Annotated in this window: 19 protein-coding genes; 18 read left to right on the plus strand and 1 reads right to left on the minus strand. The window is 35.1% G+C overall.

The window, feature by feature from the left end; translation table 11 throughout:
* Positions 1 to 203: 203 nt before the first annotated feature.
* The 7 genes from MHB53_RS21395 (at position 204) to qoxD (ending at position 7,611) form a co-directional block, all read left to right on the plus strand.
* The gene (locus tag MHB53_RS21395; protein ID WP_340922219.1) at positions 204 to 1,577 is read left to right on the plus strand and encodes an MDR family MFS transporter; all 1,374 of its coding nucleotides are present in this window, start codon (positions 204 to 206) and stop codon (positions 1,575 to 1,577) included.
* A gap of 283 nt (positions 1,578 to 1,860) precedes the next feature.
* The gene (locus tag MHB53_RS21400) at positions 1,861 to 2,685 is read left to right on the plus strand and encodes a hypothetical protein (RefSeq protein WP_340922221.1); all 825 of its coding nucleotides are present in this window, start codon (positions 1,861 to 1,863) and stop codon (positions 2,683 to 2,685) included.
* Between the two features lie 87 nt (positions 2,686 to 2,772).
* On the plus strand, positions 2,773 to 3,342 hold the full coding sequence (locus MHB53_RS21405) for a histidine phosphatase family protein (RefSeq protein WP_340922223.1): 570 nt from the start codon (positions 2,773 to 2,775) through the stop codon (positions 3,340 to 3,342).
* A gap of 420 nt (positions 3,343 to 3,762) precedes the next feature.
* On the plus strand, positions 3,763 to 4,695 hold the full coding sequence (gene qoxA, locus MHB53_RS21410) for a cytochrome aa3 quinol oxidase subunit II (protein WP_340922224.1): 933 nt from the start codon (positions 3,763 to 3,765) through the stop codon (positions 4,693 to 4,695).
* 89 nt (positions 4,696 to 4,784) lie between these two features.
* Complete coding sequence (gene qoxB / locus MHB53_RS21415) at positions 4,785 to 6,734, plus strand: cytochrome aa3 quinol oxidase subunit I (protein WP_340922226.1); 1,950 nt, start codon at positions 4,785 to 4,787, stop codon at positions 6,732 to 6,734.
* Positions 6,731 to 7,327, plus strand: a complete 597-nt coding sequence (gene qoxC, locus MHB53_RS21420; RefSeq protein ID WP_340922228.1) for a cytochrome aa3 quinol oxidase subunit III — start codon at positions 6,731 to 6,733, stop codon at positions 7,325 to 7,327. Before qoxB ends, qoxC begins: the two co-directional genes overlap by 4 nt.
* A 2-nt stretch (positions 7,328 to 7,329) precedes the next feature.
* Positions 7,330 to 7,611 carry a cytochrome aa3 quinol oxidase subunit IV gene (gene qoxD, locus MHB53_RS21425; RefSeq protein WP_340922230.1) on the plus strand — a complete coding sequence of 94 codons (282 nt, stop codon included), beginning with the start codon at positions 7,330 to 7,332 and terminating at the stop codon, positions 7,609 to 7,611.
* A 200-nt stretch (positions 7,612 to 7,811) separates the two neighbouring features.
* Here the strand turns inward: qoxD and MHB53_RS21430 are convergent, their stop codons facing one another.
* Positions 7,812 to 8,030 (minus strand): hypothetical protein, encoded by a 219-nt coding sequence (locus tag MHB53_RS21430; RefSeq protein ID WP_340922233.1) that lies wholly within the window; start codon positions 8,028 to 8,030, stop codon positions 7,812 to 7,814.
* A 231-nt stretch (positions 8,031 to 8,261) separates the two neighbouring features.
* On the opposite strand from MHB53_RS21430, the gene MHB53_RS21435 reads away from it, so the two are divergent.
* The 11 genes from MHB53_RS21435 (at position 8,262) to tatA (ending at position 17,846) form a co-directional block, all read left to right on the plus strand.
* Entirely contained in the window at positions 8,262 to 8,684 is a 423-nt protein-coding gene (locus tag MHB53_RS21435) for a VOC family protein (RefSeq protein WP_340924907.1), read from the plus strand.
* A gap of 599 nt (positions 8,685 to 9,283) precedes the next feature.
* Positions 9,284 to 9,415, plus strand: coding sequence for a DUF6254 family protein (locus MHB53_RS21440; protein ID WP_340922236.1), 132 nt, complete (start codon positions 9,284 to 9,286; stop codon positions 9,413 to 9,415).
* A 491-nt stretch (positions 9,416 to 9,906) separates the two neighbouring features.
* Entirely contained in the window at positions 9,907 to 10,704 is a 798-nt protein-coding gene (locus MHB53_RS21445; RefSeq protein WP_340922238.1) for a sensor histidine kinase, read from the plus strand.
* Between the two features lie 38 nt (positions 10,705 to 10,742).
* A complete protein-coding gene (locus MHB53_RS21450; RefSeq protein ID WP_340922239.1) occupies positions 10,743 to 12,005 on the plus strand; it encodes a hypothetical protein in 1,263 nt (420 codons plus the stop codon).
* A 13-nt stretch (positions 12,006 to 12,018) separates the two neighbouring features.
* Entirely contained in the window at positions 12,019 to 12,609 is a 591-nt protein-coding gene (locus MHB53_RS21455) for an accessory gene regulator ArgB-like protein (protein WP_340922241.1), read from the plus strand.
* Entirely contained in the window at positions 12,584 to 12,715 is a 132-nt protein-coding gene (locus MHB53_RS21460; RefSeq protein WP_340922243.1) for an AgrD family cyclic lactone autoinducer peptide, read from the plus strand. Before MHB53_RS21455 ends, MHB53_RS21460 begins: the two co-directional genes overlap by 26 nt.
* 382 nt (positions 12,716 to 13,097) lie before the next feature.
* A complete protein-coding gene (locus tag MHB53_RS21465; protein WP_340922246.1) occupies positions 13,098 to 13,637 on the plus strand; it encodes a DUF1697 domain-containing protein in 540 nt (179 codons plus the stop codon).
* Between the two features lie 116 nt (positions 13,638 to 13,753).
* A complete protein-coding gene (locus tag MHB53_RS21470; RefSeq protein ID WP_340922248.1) occupies positions 13,754 to 14,257 on the plus strand; it encodes a DinB family protein in 504 nt (167 codons plus the stop codon).
* 833 nt (positions 14,258 to 15,090) lie between these two features.
* Positions 15,091 to 15,855, plus strand: a complete 765-nt coding sequence (locus MHB53_RS21475) for a gluconate 2-dehydrogenase subunit 3 family protein (protein WP_340922250.1) — start codon at positions 15,091 to 15,093, stop codon at positions 15,853 to 15,855.
* A 35-nt stretch (positions 15,856 to 15,890) separates the two neighbouring features.
* Positions 15,891 to 17,603, plus strand: coding sequence for a GMC family oxidoreductase (locus MHB53_RS21480; protein WP_340922252.1), 1,713 nt, complete (start codon positions 15,891 to 15,893; stop codon positions 17,601 to 17,603).
* Positions 17,604 to 17,618: 15 nt separating this feature from the next.
* A complete protein-coding gene (tatA, locus tag MHB53_RS21485) occupies positions 17,619 to 17,846 on the plus strand; it encodes a twin-arginine translocase TatA/TatE family subunit (protein WP_340922254.1) in 228 nt (75 codons plus the stop codon).
* Positions 17,847 to 17,851: the final 5 nt, after the last annotated feature.

Consider the following 17,851-nt stretch of genomic DNA (forward strand, 5'->3'; position numbering starts at 1 on the left):
CTTCTATTAGCACAAACTTAAAACAACTTAAACTTTCTAATATTCATCTTCACGATAATCAAGGTTAATAGATAGATACACAATCAATATTTTATTTACTAAAATGGAAAGGAATATTATAGATGTTGATTGGAAGAATGACATGCATGTTGCCAATACTTAATATGAACATCATTCATAATCGATTCGAAGGGGAGTAAAAATTGAAAAGAGAGACAAATAGAAAGTTCGTTGTCATCGCATTATTAATTTCAACGTTTCTAACTGCAATAGAAGGAACGATCGTAAGTACAGCCATGCCAAAAATCGTTGGAGATTTGGGTGGCAGTCACTTATATACTTGGGTAATTTCTGTATACTTATTAGCCGTCGTAATTAGTACCCCTGTTTTTGGGAAAATGGCAGATTTATATGGAAGAAAGCTGATGTTTACGATAGGTACGATCGTATTTTTAGTAGGATCCGTACTTTCGGGGCTTTCACAAACGATGGAACAGCTCGTTTTATTCCGCCTAATTCAAGGAATCGGCGGAGGAGCATTAGCAACAATACCATTTACAATTATTGGAGATGTTTTTGAATTTAAAATGCGTGCAAAAATGCAAGGATGGATTAGCAGTGTATGGGGAATTGCGGGGATCATTGGTCCGCTTGCTGGTGGATTTATAGTTGACACGATTTCTTGGCATTGGATCTTTTTTATGAATATTCCTTTCGGGATTATTTCATTAATTTTTTTATGGACATCTTTGCATGAGCAAATAGAAAAGAAAAAGCAAATTATTGATTATGGTGGTATTTTGACGTTTGCAATTTGTATGACCGCCTTTTTATATGCATTAACATTATTAAAAGAATATAAACAGGTTACAGGTAATATTTCTATATTATTTATTGTAGCACTCGTGGGACTTTGTTTATTTATTTGGATTGAGGCTAAGGGGAAAGAGCCAATGTTGCCACTTTCTCTATTTAAAAATAGCTTTATTACAATATCAAATATTGCTGGGTTTTTATTAGGCTTCATCCTTGTAACCGTTACGTTTTATATTCCATTATGGGTTCAGGGCGTAACGAATTTGAATGCGACCTTTTCCGGGATAGCCATGTTGCCAATGTCACTTACATGGCCACTTGGAGCAGTTTTTTCGGGGAGATGGATGAGCAGGAAACCAATTGCTCATATTACATTGATAGGTATTGCAGTCATTATCATTGGATGCATCGGCTTAGTATTTTTTCGGACTGATACAACGGTGGCATGGATGATGGTCGTCACGGCTATTTTGGGGCTGGGTTTTGGGCTAGCCTTTACAGCATTCACAGTTGCAGTTCAATCATCAGTAGATTGGAATATGCGTGGAGCGGCAATGGGATCGAATAATTTATTAAGGAATTTAGGACAAGCAATTGGAATTGCCATTTCAGGCTTATGGTTAAGTGATGAGTTAAAAGGGCATGCATTAGAGTCAAGTTTGCACACAGTCTTTATTATGTTAGTAGTGCTGGCAGTATGTGCATTTGCTGTAACGGGAATATTACTAAATAAAAAAGAAATGGCTCTATCCACTGATTAAAATAAAAGAATTCAGCTATAAGAGGATCTACTCATAAAAATAATTTGCTTTATAATAATAATCTACATATCTTTTGAGGTCTAAGGGCTTGAGGAACAACTGGGTGATCTTTAGCAGCAAATTGAAATACTTTTAACGTATAGATGAACTCAATAGACAGAGTAATACATCTTATTAAGCAATCGAGGTGCTAATCTACTATTCTAGAAGCTGGGGCACCTTTATTACAAGCAGAAGTTTTTTGCTAATCAAATTAAATTAATTAACAGCAGGTGAGTATCCAATGAAGAAGCTGTTATTCGTAACAGACTTGTACTATGAAGCAAAAGGACGTGCATATTATGAGGAAGATTTATTCCTTACTTCAAAGCTTAGAGAAAATTTTCAGTTGCTAATTTGTCATCCAGAAGACGTTGAAACATTTGAAAAAGATTTTGACTTAATTGTATTTCGAAATGCTGGACCAGTAGCGAATTATAAGGATAAATATCTTACATTCCGAAATCGAGTAGTTTCAAATTGTTTGAAAACATATAATTCATTTGATGGAAAGGCCGATATGAATGGAAAAGAATACTTAATCGAGCTAACAGATGCCAAATTTCCTGTTATTCCAACGATTGATACACTCCATTCTTTAGATAAACTCCCTAATGTAGAAAACTATATTTTAAAACCAAAAGATGGGGCTGATTCCATCGGGATGGAAATTGTCTTCAAAAATGAATTGTCCATAAAAGTGAACCCAAATAAAAAAGATACTTTAGTACAGCCTTTTATTAACTTTGATTATGAGGTGTCTTTCTATTTCATCGACCATGAATTTCAATATGCTCTTTATGCACCAGATATAGAAAATAGATGGGATCTAAAAGAGTATGTTCCTACGAAGGAAGATTTATTATTTGCGCAACGTTTCATTGAATGGAACAATCTTGATTGGGGAATTCAACGAGTGGATGCATGTCGAACTAATAAAGGCAATCTTTTATTAGTTGAACTTGAAGATTTAAATCCATATCTTTCTCTATTGGAATTATCATCTGAAACGCGTGATACATTCATAGAAACATTGAAAAAATCATTACATAAGGCTCTTCAATCCTAAGAGGTAAATGAAAATATTGTACCCAATAAAAGAAAATTACGGATAGTAGTTTGGGTGAAATTAAAAAATAGAAGTAGGCGTTTATCCATGGAGATTTCATTGATTAGACATGGTAAATCTAAGTTTACCGATAGGCAGCTTATAACATGTAATGAGTTTAATGATTGGGTAAAAAGGTACGATGATAAAGGGGTGTTAGAAGAAAGTTCCTATCCTATGGATACACTTAATAAGATACAATCAGCCAGTATTGTGATGACTAGCGATTTGAAAAGGTCAGTTGAGTCAGCGATGCTATTGCATCAACATGCTAAAGTGACTTCGATGCCAGTCTTTCGCGAAACAGAGCTGCCTGTTTCTTCTTTAAAATGTAATGCGATAAAATTACATCCAAATATATGGGCAGTTGTTTTAAGGTGTTTGTGGTTTAGTGGATATTCAATAGGGTGTGAATCTTACAGCGATGCAAAGCAAAGGGCACAAAAGGCAGCGCAAGTATTAATTGAACACTCTCAAGAATATAAATCAAGTGCCTTAGTTGGACATGGTTTTTTTAATATGTTAATAGCGAAAGAACTACAAAAAAGAGGATGGAAAGGTAAAAGAAGAACGAGTAGTAAACACTGGAACTGTACCACTTATTATTTTCATAATTAATGAACTTTTAGTTACCTTTATCGGTTGTTAGAAAATCAAAAAACTAATAATAAAAACAGATAGTATAGAGCCAATCCAATTTGGAATGGCTCTATATTTTTTATGGATAAAAACCTTAATAAATGCGTTTTGGATGAGTATATCAATCCAGACTTTTTATAGTATCTTAAACATTTATCATAATCCAGCTTTTAAAAAAATGCTAATTATTATTCTTCTATAATATTAATATTGCTTTGGCTTTATTAACATTGTGTGACTTACCACTGTATTATTTCATGAACACTTTGTGACATTAATCACAAAGAATTGTTTTTAGCATTCTATGAGAATAAAATAATCTATGTAGTTTTTCATTATCACTATATACGTCTTACATCATGTAAGTTAGCTTTTAAAATAAAAGAAAGGGGTACTTTAATGAAAATGAAATGGGCTCTTTTAAGTTTGGTTATCACTAGTATCGTGGCGTTAACGGGTTGTGAATCATTAATGGTTTTGGATCCTAAAGGGCCACAAGCTGAAACGCAAGCGAATGTCATTTGGATTTCGATTGCGACCATGGCGGTCGTTGTGATTGTCGTTTTCGCTCTATTAATATTTATTGTAACAAAATACCGTGCATCGAAACAAAGTGATGATTATGAACCACCACACATTGAAGGGAATCCGATTGTTGAATCAATTATTGTCGGGATTCCAGTTTTAATCATCATCTTTCTTTCAATCGTAACTGTTAAATCCACATATGAAGTGGAGGCAACACCGAAAGGCTATGAAAATCAAGAACCATTGATTGTTTATGCCTCATCTTCTAATTGGAAATGGCATTTTAGTTATCCTGAAGAGGATATAGAAACAGTTAACTACTTATATATCCCCACAGATCGGGCATTGGAATTTAAACTGTATTCATACGGACCGATCACGAGTTTTTGGATTCCACAACTTGGGGGACAAAAATACGCGATGTCGGACATGGTGACCACATTACACTTAGCAGCCAGCGTCCCTGGTGAATACATGGGACGAAATGCAAACTTTAGTGGGAAAGGATTCGCCGAAAATACGTTCCAAGTGAAGGCAATGCCAGAATCAGAGTTTGATCAATGGGTGGAAGACGTGAAAACAACAGCTGATCCGCTAACAGAAGAAAAATTCAATGAGTTACTAGAACCGGGTCATCTTGGACAGTTGACGTTCAGTGGAACACATTTAGAATTCTTGCCTGCTCCAGAAGGGGAACATGGTGGCCATAATCATGGATCAAATGATTCTCAAGAAGAATCAGGAGATGAGCATGACGGACATAAACACGATACAGGCGATTCTCATGAAGAATCGAACGAGTAAGATTCAAACAAAATCATAACTAGGTTCTAAGTTTGTTAACTACTAGTTTTAGATGACAGGAAATATTCCTTGAAAGGAGTCTAAGAAGTATGAATTACTTTGATCGATTTGCCATTCCACACCCAAGTCCTGCAATTTATGCAGCGATGGTTGCTATAGGCCTTACGGTTATTGCAGTTATTGCAGGCTTAACATATTTTAAAAAATGGGGTTATTTATGGCGTGAATGGTTAACAACCGTAGACCATAAACGGATCGGGATTATGTATTTGATTTCTGCTTTGCTCATGTTATTTCGTGGCGGAGTGGATGCACTAATGATGCGGGCGCAAACTGCCGTACCCGAAAACACGCTATTAGATGCCCAGCATTACAATGAAGTTTTTACTACCCATGGAGTGGTTATGATCATTTTTATGGCAATGCCGTTTATTTTTGCCTTAATGAACTTCGTTGTTCCATTACAAATTGGTGCTCGTGACGTAGCATTTCCGCGCTTAAATGCACTAAGTTTTTGGACATTCTTTATGGGTGCGATGTTATTCAATATTTCTTTTGTTGTTGGTGGTTCTCCTGATGCAGGTTGGACTTCCTACTTCCCGCTCGCTGGCAATGATTTCAGTCAATCTGTCGGGACAAATTATTATATGCTAGCAATTCAGATTGCTGGAATTGGTACATTAATATCCGGTATTAACTTTATTACGACTATCTTAAAAATGAGAGCACCTGGTATGACATTAATGAAGATGCCAATGTTCACATGGACTGCATTTATCACGAATGCAATTGTCGTTTTTGCATTTCCAGTACTGACTGTTACACTTCTTTTGGGAACAATGGATAGGCTATTCGGCGCAAACATCTTTACAACAACAAATGGCGGCATGGATATGCTCTGGGCGAATCTATTCTGGGTTTGGGGACATCCAGAAGTGTATATCTTAGTTTTGCCGGCATTTGGAATATATAGTGAGATTATCTCTACTTTTTCACAACGTAATCTATACGGGTATAAATCAATGGTTGGTTCCATTGTAATTATCTCGTTTTTGTCCTTCTTAGTTTGGACACACCATTTCTTTACAATGGGGCAAGGACCACTGACAAATAGTATTTTCTCGATTACGACAATGGCGATTGCAGTTCCTACGGGTATTAAGATTTTTAACTGGTTGTTTACGATGTGGAAAGGGAAAATTAAATTTACGGTTCCCATGCTTTATGCGGTAGGATTCATTCCGATTTTTACTATAGGTGGGGTTACTGGGGTTATGCTTGGCATGGCAAGTGCTGACTATCAATACCATAATACAATGTTTTTAGTCGCACACTTTCACTATACAATTATTCCTGGTGTAGTATTCGCAATGCTTGCTGGACTTACTTACTGGTGGCCAAAAATGTTTGGCTTTATGCTAAATGAAAAAATCGGAAAATGGGCATTCTGGTTTATTGCTATCAGTTTTAACGTAACGTTCTTTCCAATGTTCTTTACTGGTTTAGATGGGCAAGCACGTAGAATGTACACATATTCTGAATCAGCTGGGTTTGGACCACTTAATTTACTTTCGTTTGTGGGAGCACTAGGACTTGCAGTTGGCTTTGCTTTAATTGTATATAACGTCTATTACAGTACTCGCTATGCTTCAAGAAATATCAGTTCAGATCCCTGGGATGCACGTTCTCTTGAGTGGGCTACACACAGCCCGGTACCATCATACAACTTTGCGATCACACCGCAGGTTAATTCTATTGAAACATTCTGGGATTATAAGAAAAAGGATCATCCATTATTCAAAGGTAAAATAGAAAAAATTCATATGCCAAATAATAGCGGTGTTCCATTTATCATTGGTTGTATTTTCTTTGTATGGGGATTTTCATTGGTATTTAGTATGTGGATTCCAGCAGTCATTACAACAATTGCTATATTTGCTTGTCTGGCTCACCGTTCATTTGAAAAAGATGACGGCCATTATATTTCCGTTAAGGAAGTTGAAGATACAGAAAAAAAACTGCGAGGTGTTAGCAAATGAAAATAGATCACTCGCTTCCACTTGAATATAGCACGGAACAAAATAAACTAAATATTTTAGGGTTCTGGATTTTTATCGGAGCCGAAGTTATGCTGTTTGCCACACTTTTCGCAACCTATTTCACATTAGCGAATCGCACTGGAAACGGGCCTTCTGGAGCAGAGATTTTTGAAATTACTCCAGTGCTCATTGAAACGCTTGTGTTGTTAACAAGTAGCTTTATGATCGGTCTTGGTGTTCATGCTATGCGCATCGGTAAAAAGAATGCAATGATCACATTCTTTGCGATCACACTACTTCTTGGCCTCGTATTTTTAGGCGTAGAGATTTATGAGTTTACTCATTATGTTCACATTGGGGCAGGACTTCAAACGAGTGCATTCACGGCCATCCTATTAACCACTTTAGGCACACATGGGGCACACGTGACACTAGGTTTGTTCTGGGGATTATTTATCATTCTTCAAGTGAAAAAACGAGGACTAACGCCTGAAACAGCCAATAAATCATTCATTTTTTCACTTTACTGGCATTTCTTAGATATAGTTTGGATCTTTATTTTCAGCTTTGTCTATTTGAAAGGAATGATGTAGATATGAGCGAATTATTCCCGCGCAAGCAAGTAATGGGTTTTTTATTTTCGCTGATACTTACTGCAATTGCTCTTACTGTTTATTTCTTTGACATGTCATTTGCAGTAGGTATGACCATTCTTTTAGTTACAGCATTTGTGCAAGCAGCAGTGCAGCTCGTTGTATTTATGCACGCTGGTGAAACTGGAGATAAAAAATCAATATATATAAATATCTATTACGCATTTGCTATAGCTTTAGTTACTATCTTTGGTACATTACTCATTATGATTTGGGATATGTAGCATAAATGAATCACGAGGAGCGTCTAAAATGGCGCTCCTTTCATATATATATTGCGGATGAACAGGTAGTTGATTCATTAAGCAATGTTCTAGTAAAATTGATTGCTTTCTTTTCATATGATGTTAACATCGACATTTATATCCTCATGTCTATTGTTTAGTAAAACTCACATTGATATAAGTTTCATTGGACCGGACCTTTATTCTTTAGCTGTTTTATTCTGCATCTCTTCTGTAGCCACGAAAAATACACCCATTAGAAAGATAAAAATAGCCCCCATAACTGTACCAATACCAATGCCTGTTACTGCACTGTAATCGCTTAGAAAAAAGCCGTATAAGAAAATGATAATTCCGATAGTAAGTATTGTGAAACCAACAAACTTCGCCGCATTAAGTATTTTCAAATTAGCTACCATTTCCCGCCCCCCTTTGTACTTATTATTCATCTTGTTCACAAAGTTGTCAAATGTTTTTTGAACATTGTTTTAAGCACTTACATTACAATATGAAATTAATTGCTATTTCGTTTAAATTGTGATTAATTTCATCAATCATATATGATGGTTCTACTATTCCACTTTCTTTTTTCCATTGGTATAAGGGTTTCGTTTCATTAAAAATATTTTATAAAGGAGCATTATTTTATGATGAAACCACGAATTACAGTGATTACATTAGGTGTAGATGATTTAGAAAAATCGATGCTATTTTATCGCGATGGACTTGGACTACCGACTCAGGGCATAGTGGGCCAAGAGTTTGAGCATGGTGCCGTTGCTTTCTTTGACTTACAGGGAGGCTTGAAACTCGCCATATGGAATCGCAAGGATATTGCACATGATGCAAAGATCAGTCAAACTGTATCAAGTCCTACTGAATTTACTATTGGTCACAATGTAGGAAGTAAAGAAGAAGTTGACAATGTAATGGGACAAGCAAGGATAGCTGGTGCTCTTATAACTGTTCCACCTCATGATACTTTTTGGGGTGGATATTCTGGTTACTTCCAAGATCCAGACGGCCATTTGTGGGAAGTTGTCTGGAATCCACAATGGGATATAAATGAATAGAGGGCATTTGAACTGCAATCTTGCTTTACAAACATGTATAAGGATCTAAAAGATAGAAAGTAAGTAATAAATAATTACTTATAAGTGGATATTTTTAACTTAAACACAGCCTTTCTCGATATGACTTCTATTGAATCATGGGAGATGACAGGCTCTCACTAAATCCATATAGATTTAGTGAGAAGCAAAACCCTGATGATTGTATAGTTGAAAATATTTAAGTAATGATCAAAGAGTCTTTCTATTATAAGAAGGACTCTTTCATTTATAAAAAGCTAGGTAATATTTCCCGGGAAACAAAAAATGACATCTATACATATTAATCTACAAGTTTTTATTTAAAGTAGTGAAAAAGAACAGTATGGATGGTGGTTCCCTCTGAAGTATCGAGCCAAGTTAATCCAAAATAAGAACTGGGAAAAGGAAAATATGATTTTTACTTTTCTAGGTGAATTTTCGTATATCAAAAATAATTAGATTATTTAGAATGTGATTTATGTGGAAAAAAAGAGATGAAATTCCAAGAAAGATTATTAGCATGAAAATTATCTCTAAGGTTAATCTATTATGGATTAACTTTAAAAAGGGGGGCTTATCGAATGACTCAATCTAAACGCCAGAAAGAGCGACAATGGAAAGAACGGAAACAATCGCAAAACCCACATGGCAAAGTTAAGTCTTTTGAGCAATTAGTTGACGGTGCAGGAAAAGGTGAATCTGAAAACAAGTAAATCTATCAAGTAAAGGCCAAGGCAAAATAGACTTGTCTTGGTCCTTTATATTAAAATTTGAGTGAAAGTTAAGCAAAAGTAGACAAGACTCATAACACGCTTAACGTAGATGTTAGCGCTATTATTAGCGAATTTGAAGGTTGTTTGTTTATAGAGTATTTATTTAAATAAGGTAAACCTTTGTTTGTAACTGATCGCACAGTTATTACGGCATATATTACCTATTTTTATTAATTATTTTTCGACAAACTAATCAATTTAACCTTTCTTTATAGTATAATTTTGAATATATACAGAATTTCGCCATATTAGGCTTGAAATACGGATTATCTGTGAATACTATGATTTTTTTGATGGCTCTACATATATGAGAGAATGATAACTTTACATTCTTGTGAAAAAAGTATTGGAGCTTGCTTCAAGGATTTATACTAAAATTGAATTGACACATATTCAACATAATTTAATCACATAGGAGCGTAATAATATTAATGAACTGGTTATTGATCAAAAAAATACTTCGGAAAAAGAAAATTCACTCGTTAAATAAGCGAGTGACAGAAAGCATAGATTCATTGCCAGACAAGCCAAACGAACAGAAATCTCCAGAAAACTACGACGAAGTCATTGGGCGAATGGCTGCTTTTTTTGCCCATGAAATCCGTAATCCACTAACATCCATAATCGGTTTTGCTCAGTTTCTCGAACAAGATCAAGTAGTCCAATCCAATCATAATATTAGTCAGTACCTATCCATTATTAAAGAGGAAGCTTTACGAATGGAGTCGTTAATTAAGGAGCTTCTGAGTTTATCAACGACCGATTTTCATCAAGATAATCTTTCTATCATTGATATGAAATACAGCATCGAAAAAGTAATTACTATTTTTTCTATGCAACCAAATCATGCGAATGTCCAATTCTCAACGAGTTTTTCAGATGAAACCTATATCAATGGAAACGTAGGTCGGTTTGAGCAATTGCTCATTAATTTAATTAATAATGCAATTGAAGCGTCGAACGATGATTGTATCATTGATATTCACATTGAAAAAGAAAACGAATATGCATCTGTCTTGATTAGTGACAATGGTATAGGTATTCCAGTGGAACAACTTGAACAGATTTTCTTTCCTCTGTATACAACGAAAGATGAGGGTACTGGAGTGGGGCTGCCTATTTGTAAAGCAATTGTGGAAACGTTAAATGGGACGATTTCTATTCAGAATAATCTACCTAAAGGCACTCAAGTAAAGTTAAGGATACCTTTAATGAAGGATCCAGCGTGAAAGTGAGAGACCACTAAATAATATAGGAGTTATTGCATATGAATGGCATTATTACCTTTTTTATGTCCATATTTGAATGGACATCCCTGTTAATCTTTCCAATTGTTTTATTAGGCTATCCATTTCGTAGATATTTTAAATCGATTATGATTATTTCAGTGATTATAGGTCTGTTTTCCTATGTGCTACACATGACATCACTTCACATATTAGTTATTATAGCTTTTCAAATGGTCACTTTACTGCTGCTAATTAAGTGGTTATTTCGGGCGAAAAAACTTGAAGCTTTGGTCATCACTAGTATGGGATATGGTTTTTATATATTTATACAAATGCTTCTCCTTGAAATTATTGCGCGATTATTTGAATTTGAACATTTCCAACTATTTTTTACATTTAATGCAAAAACAATGATACAAATAGTTGGATTTACCTTTATTTTTACAATTAGCTTAGCTATCTATTATTCAAAATATCAATTGGATGAGTTACGTCATTATATTATTGCCCCATCTGTTAATAAGAAATATCAGACAATCATCATCCTGATCTCTTTCTTAACCTTTATCTTTTCTTGGTTAATCATATTTTCGATGGTGGTAGTAGATTCAACCTCTAAAAATATGCTCATACTTTCTATCATGGTATTCAGTTTTATTATCTTATCATTTTATTTAATATTACATACGCAGTTTCAAAGGAAACGAATCGTTGAGGCAAGAAAGTTTTTTCTCGACCAAGATCAACAAGCATCGTTACTTATGGAAAAACTGAAGAAGGATGAAAGCACGCATTTTCAAGTTATTGTAAAGCTTGCGGAACGTCAAGCACCACAACTTATTAAAGAATATATTAAAGCGAATCAATTAGACGAAGGCCCGGCACAAATAAATGTACAGGCCGATCTTACACCCTCAATAGACGAGTTACTCTATGCTTTCCTGATTAATAAAAGAAAACTTGCTAGTTTATTCGGTATTTCAATTCAAGTATCTAAACAAATTGAATACGATGCACCTACTGCACTCCAGCAAATACGTTGTCTAAGCATTATTATCGATGACTTAATTTATATGCTTTACGAATCATCTGTAACCGTGGATAAAACTATTTACTTTCATATAGAAGCAATGAACAATGAAGGTATATCCTATACAATTTCTTGCTCTCTTTACATCAAGGAACAGACTCACACAAATTTACAGCTGTTTGATGCGCTTGTACAATTCAAACAGCTAGGAGCGGTCATTCAATCAGAGTGGCAACCAGTACACTTAACGATTCGCACGCCTATAAAATAAAGGAAGTGGCGCTATGTTTGAAAAATGGGCGATCACTCTTGCTAATCAAATCAAAAAAATGAACCCAGAGGAAACAGCACCACACGATGTGCTAGTTTTCGGTTTTACTATCTTATTCAATTTAGTATCTACCATCATACTATTAATCGTTACAGGATGGCTGTTAGGTATATTTCTAATCACCTTGCAAGTAGGCTTGTCTTTCATGATTCTACGAATGTTATCTGGTGGTGCTCACTTAGACCATTCCTTAGCTTGCTCGATTACAAGCTTAATAGTAATAGTTGCTTGTGCTTGGCTACCAGCTTCTCCTTCTATGGTTTACAGCTATATTGTTATTAGTATCGTACTTGTCCTTCGATATGCTCCATATTATGAAAAACATCAAATGAAGCATTCACTATTATGGGAGCGGAAAAAGAAACGTGCCGCTATTATATGGCTTGCTCTCTCTCTTGTTATTTATGAATATTTTGGACAACCTGGATTCGTTTTTGGGGCGTTTCTCCAAGCTGGTTTACTTACGCCAATAGGTATCACATTTATCCATAAGTTAAACGCGATAGTAATGAAAGGAGGTGAAGGCGTTGAGAAGATTAGCTAAGATTGTTTCAGAAGTAACACATGTTCTTGCTTCATCATTTGTTACAGCCTCAAGTCCTGTGATTCATGCACCAAAAATCCCGGAAAGCTTGAAGAAAACGAAATAATATCTGGGTAATCTCAGCCGCAATTTGTATAAACTGTACTTTTTGAAATCGATAGACATAACAAAACAGTAGCGTCTCCTTAATCATATAAAGGGGTGTTACTGTTTTTTTTTATGAGGATGTTTTATTACCACAAGATGTAATGGTTGGATAGAAGGGAGAATACTGAATTGAAAATCTTAATAATTGTTTATTATTTCATTATCGCTTATTTTAGCTTTCAACAATACGTGAAGCTGTTTTTACTAATGTAGTGGTTAATAAAAGATAAAAACAGGATTAAAGTTTATTAATAGAGAATAGATATAAGGGGTGTGATTAAAATATAAAAATTAACAAATTAAGTTTAAATAATCCTAATATGTATTAGAAAGGATAAAACATGACAATTTATATTGCACTGTTACGGGGGATTAACGTAGGTGGACACAATGTGATCAAAATGAAAGATTTAAGAAACTCATTTGAAACAATGGGCTTTGGTAATGTTAAAACATATATTCAAAGTGGAAATGTTTTGTTTGAATCTAGTGAGGAAGCAGATATATTATGTAAGCGAATGGAGCAAGAGATACAAGATACTTTTGGTTTTTCAGGGACTGTTATCTTGAGAACTGCTATGGAACTGGAAAAGATTATCAAGAACTGCCCATTTCAGGCAGATACTTTGTCAGAAGGAGAAGGCTTGTATATATCATTTTTATCTGAAGCTCCTTCTAGGGAAGCTATCAATCAAGTACTCATCAATAATAGTGAAACCGAAGAGTGCAAAATTATAGGTACAGAAGTATATCTATTTTTACGTCAAAGTATTCGCAATTCCAAGCTGACAACACATCTTAAGAAGTTAAAGGTGCTAGGGACATTACGTAACTGGAAAACAATAAATAAGTTAGTGATGATGGCAAGAGCGATGGGATAAAAACAAAATGGTATCTAATGAATTTTTACTGATTAAACAAAATAAATATAGTTAATGTAAGAAACTTATCATTTAGGTTTAATTAATCAGTAATAAATAAAGGGAGTGAAGGTAGAATGATACATCCTACAATTAAAATGTACGACTATCACGTATGGGCAAATGGGGTTATTATTGATCGTTTAAAAGAGCTGCCAGAAGACATTTATCATAGAGATATTCAAAGTGGCTTTTCTTCGGTATCAAAGGTCTTATCCCATATTTATCTAGTAGATTCCGGGTGGTTTGATATTGTTGTAGGAAAAAGCATGAATAAAGCATTTGAATCTGCAGAACAAAAAAGAGAAGAGATGGAAGCAAAAAGTGTTAAAGAAATGGAGGTTTCATTTTCTGAATTATCCGGTAGATACAAAGAGTTACTTACTTCGGGGATGGATACGGAAAAGATGATTATAGTGAATAATCCATACGCTGGACTGCTTGAAACTTCTTTTTCTGAATCGATATTACATATTGTTACTCACGGATCTTATCATCGTGGAAATATAGCCACTATGTTGCGACAAATGGGGCAGACTTCTGTTATGCAAGATTATGGACTTTATCTTTATAAAGCCTAATGGTTTTAAACACCACCCCTTATAACTCAGCTAGTAACTTAATAAAAGAATCGTTTTTAAATAAAATCTGAAGAACATAAACAACTGGTGGTTTATTTAAAATCAGATGTATATTGTTAATGGTATATGGCATTAGGCTTTCATCTAGACTGATATCCGTTAACGGTGGTAAAGGAAGAAAAACATTTTAAGGTCATGGAAATAGCTTCTTGAAACACCTAGGTTAAAGGGCCTGGAATTCAAGTTATCATACAAAAGTAAAAAGGCTTGTCTGTGCGCATGAAAACACCAAATGTCTCTGACCACCCATTCCAAAATCGTTACATGATATGAATTTTGAGAAAGAGCCTGTTAATCCGGTAAAGCTAGAGAACAAGTAGGGGAGCGTAGCCAAACAAAAAAGATTATCTTCATAATTGGATCGTTTGCTTGGTTTGCGGGAATCTCTATAGTGATTGTGATCTAATTATGATAATCTAAAAAACAACGTCAAATGAAAACCTTACCCCTTTATTCATGGATATCGAATGATAATTTCTAATATAAATAAAAAAAGGCGAATCATCTACCCACCTCATAGGTTGGAGACGATTCGCTTTTTTGAATAAAATTTGTTAAAAAATTTACTGTTTAGTTTAAATTCGTGAAATTTTTCTCCAACCTTAGTCAATCATTCTCGTTTTATATGTAGGTTTGTATGCTTAACAACTCCCATTTAAGAATCAAACTTTATAAATGACACTGTTAATTGGAAATTGACATTAAGAATGTGTATTTTTTTCCTTTCGCTGTAAATAATAACTTTTAACTCTTATTGTGAAAGGGGCAGTGTAATGAGTGAGAAAAAACAAAAGAAAGAAATGACGCGAAGAGAGTTTTTAAGGAAAGGTAGCTATGTAGCTGGTGGTGCCATTGGCGGTGGTGTTTTAGGAGGCTTGATTACTCAGCAAGTAATAAAACCAACAAAAAATATTGGTGTTGATCCCAATAAATCTAGTGATGAAAGATATACTCAAGCATTGATGTATTTTTCAAATCCTGAGGAATTTAAAGTTCTTTCTCAGGCAACTGAAAGGATTTTCCCCACTGACGATCTTGGACCGGGTGCAATAGATTTAGATGTTCCTTATTATATTGATCATCAATTGGCTGGGGCTTGGGGAAATAATGCGCGAGATTATATGCTGGGACCGTTTTATCCTGGACTTGAAACACAAGGCTTTCAGTCTCACCTAAGAAGGAATGAAATTTTCAGTCAAGGGCTTGCGAAAATCCAAGCATATAGTAAGGAAAAATATAAGAAGAAATTCACCGAACTCAGTGATCAAGAACAGGACGAAGTATTAATTGCATTTGAAAAAGGTGATGTCCCTATGGAGGGGATTACCTCAAACAATTTCTTTACTTTATTTCGTATGGCCGTATTAGAAGGTGTATATGCTGATCCACTTTATGGAGGAAACCGAGATATGGCTGGATGGAAAATGAAAAGCTTCCCAGGCAATCAGATGAGTTACCTAGATAAAATTGAAGCAAAAGATTTCTTGGAAATTGAACCTGTTAGTTTAAATGCTCATATGTCCTCGCATAAAAAATAATATATTTTTTAATACAGACAGAAAGGAAGAATAAATTGGCGAAAACCTTACCTAAAGTCAATGTTGTAACTGTCGGAGTTGGTTGGACTGGGGGAATTATTGCAGCTGAATGTGCCAAAAAAGGTTTGAAAGTTGTTGGTCTAGAAAGAGGCGGCAATCGAAACACGGAAGATTTTTCAATGATTCATGATGAATTGCGATATGCTATTCGTTATGATTTGATGCAAGATGTGTCCAAAGAGACAATTACCTTCCGAAATAAACGAGATCAACGAGGCCTACCAATGCGACAATTGGGGTCGTTTCTTCTTGGTAATGGGGTTGGTGGTGCTGGGGTCCACTGGAATGGACATACATTCCGTTTCCTTCCATATGATTTTGAAATTAAAACAAAAACAATTGAAAAGTACGGAGCATCAAAAATTAAAGATGGTTATTTACTTCAAGATTGGGGTATTACATACGACGAGCTAGAGCCCTATTTTGACCAGTTTGAAAAAACATGTGGTATTTCAGGTGAAACAAATCCGCTTGGAGGTAAACGGAGTAATGATTATCCCACACCTCCAATGAAAAATACTGTGATGACAAATAAGTTCAGAGACACAGCAAAAAAGCTGAATTTACATCCTTTTTCTATGCCTTCAGCTAATTTATCTGAAACGTATACAAATCCTGATGGAGAAACAATATATGCTTGTCAATATTGTGCATTTTGTGAGCGATTTGGATGTGAGTATGGAGCAAAGTCTTCGCCTAATGTTACCGTCATTCCAACCGCAACCAAAACAGGGAACTTCGAGCTGAGAACGCATTCTAATGTAATCGAAATTCTGCATAGTGGCGGAAAAGCAACAGGTGTAAAATATATTGATACGATGAAAGGTGAGGAAGTCATTCAGCCTGCAGATGTGGTTGTATTAACAAGCTATGTGTTAAATAACGCTAAACTTTTGCTTGTATCAAAACTTGGAAAACCATACGATCCAAAAACGGGCACAGGCGTTATCGGAAAAAACTATTGCTATCAGCTTAATCCAGGTAGTACCGGATTTTTTGAAAAAGAAAGATTTAATTCTTATATGGGTGCGGGTTCGCTTGGTCAAGTTGTTGATGATTTTAACGGGGATAACTTTGACCATAGTGATCTCGATTTTATTCATGGAGGTTCTCTCGTCGTTAGTCAATCTGGTTTTCGCCCGATTGCAAGCAATCCAGTCCCACCTGGAACGCCATTATGGGGAAAAGAGTTTAAAGCGAAATCAATTAAATATTATACAAGAACGATTGATGCATGGTTTGAAGGTGCTTCTATGCCACATCGAGATAATTTTCTTGATTTAGATCCTACTTTCAAAGATGCATATGGTGTTCCATTGTTAAGAATGACATATAATTTCACTGAACAAGACCGCAAATTAAACGATTATTTAAATAAACAAAGTGACAAAGTAATGAAAGAAATGGGCGCAGATACACTCATGAATTATGGCGAATTACAAGATTATAATATTGTTCCATACCAGACAACCCATAATGTGGGTGGCGTAGTTATGGGAGATGATCCAGCGATATCAGCTGTGAATAACTATTCACAAATGTGGGATGCTGATAATGTATTCGTTGTTGGTGCTTCTGCATTCCCACATAATAGTGGCTATAATCCTACAGGGACACTTGGTGCGCTTGCATATAGAGCAGCGGAAGGGATTGTGCAATACAGTAAAAATGGGGGCCAACTAGCATAGAAAAGGAGGTAGTTGATGTTGTTTCAATCTATTGGAATTCCAGGTTTAATTATTATATTAGTCATAACACTTATCGTATTTGGTCCAAAAAAACTTCCCGAAATTGGTGCTGCATTTGGGAAAACTTTATCAGAGTTTAAAAAGTCAGCTAATGAGATTATGAGTTCTGATGAAGTTAATAAACAAGTAAAGATAGAAACAGAAGAAGCAATTCAGGCAACATCTGATCCAATCAAAAAGTGAGGGTT

This window comes from Bacillus sp. FSL K6-3431 (genome assembly GCF_038002605.1).
GTDB lineage: Bacteria > Bacillota > Bacilli > Bacillales > Bacillaceae_C > Lederbergia.

Excerpts from the sequence above, each read along its gene's own strand:
- MHB53_RS21400 (WP_340922221.1), top strand. The coding sequence starts at position 1,861 with ATGAAGAAGCTGTTATTCGTAACAGACTTGTACTATGAAGCAAAAGGA.
- MHB53_RS21405 (WP_340922223.1), top strand. The coding sequence starts at position 2,773 with ATGGAGATTTCATTGATTAGACATGGTAAATCTAAGTTTACCGATAGG.
- qoxA (WP_340922224.1), top strand. The coding sequence starts at position 3,763 with ATGAAAATGAAATGGGCTCTTTTAAGTTTGGTTATCACTAGTATCGTG.
- qoxB (WP_340922226.1), top strand. The coding sequence starts at position 4,785 with ATGAATTACTTTGATCGATTTGCCATTCCACACCCAAGTCCTGCAATT.
- qoxC (WP_340922228.1), top strand. The coding sequence starts at position 6,731 with ATGAAAATAGATCACTCGCTTCCACTTGAATATAGCACGGAACAAAAT.
- qoxD (WP_340922230.1), top strand. The coding sequence starts at position 7,330 with ATGAGCGAATTATTCCCGCGCAAGCAAGTAATGGGTTTTTTATTTTCG.
- MHB53_RS21430 (WP_340922233.1), bottom strand. The coding sequence starts at position 8,030 with ATGGTAGCTAATTTGAAAATACTTAATGCGGCGAAGTTTGTTGGTTTC.
- MHB53_RS21435 (WP_340924907.1), top strand. The coding sequence starts at position 8,262 with ATGAAACCACGAATTACAGTGATTACATTAGGTGTAGATGATTTAGAA.
- MHB53_RS21440 (WP_340922236.1), top strand. The coding sequence starts at position 9,284 with ATGACTCAATCTAAACGCCAGAAAGAGCGACAATGGAAAGAACGGAAA.
- MHB53_RS21445 (WP_340922238.1), top strand. The coding sequence starts at position 9,907 with ATGAACTGGTTATTGATCAAAAAAATACTTCGGAAAAAGAAAATTCAC.
- MHB53_RS21450 (WP_340922239.1), top strand. The coding sequence starts at position 10,743 with ATGAATGGCATTATTACCTTTTTTATGTCCATATTTGAATGGACATCC.
- MHB53_RS21455 (WP_340922241.1), top strand. The coding sequence starts at position 12,019 with ATGTTTGAAAAATGGGCGATCACTCTTGCTAATCAAATCAAAAAAATG.
- MHB53_RS21465 (WP_340922246.1), top strand. The coding sequence starts at position 13,098 with ATGACAATTTATATTGCACTGTTACGGGGGATTAACGTAGGTGGACAC.
- MHB53_RS21470 (WP_340922248.1), top strand. The coding sequence starts at position 13,754 with ATGATACATCCTACAATTAAAATGTACGACTATCACGTATGGGCAAAT.
- MHB53_RS21475 (WP_340922250.1), top strand. The coding sequence starts at position 15,091 with ATGAGTGAGAAAAAACAAAAGAAAGAAATGACGCGAAGAGAGTTTTTA.
- tatA (WP_340922254.1), top strand. The coding sequence starts at position 17,619 with ATGTTGTTTCAATCTATTGGAATTCCAGGTTTAATTATTATATTAGTC.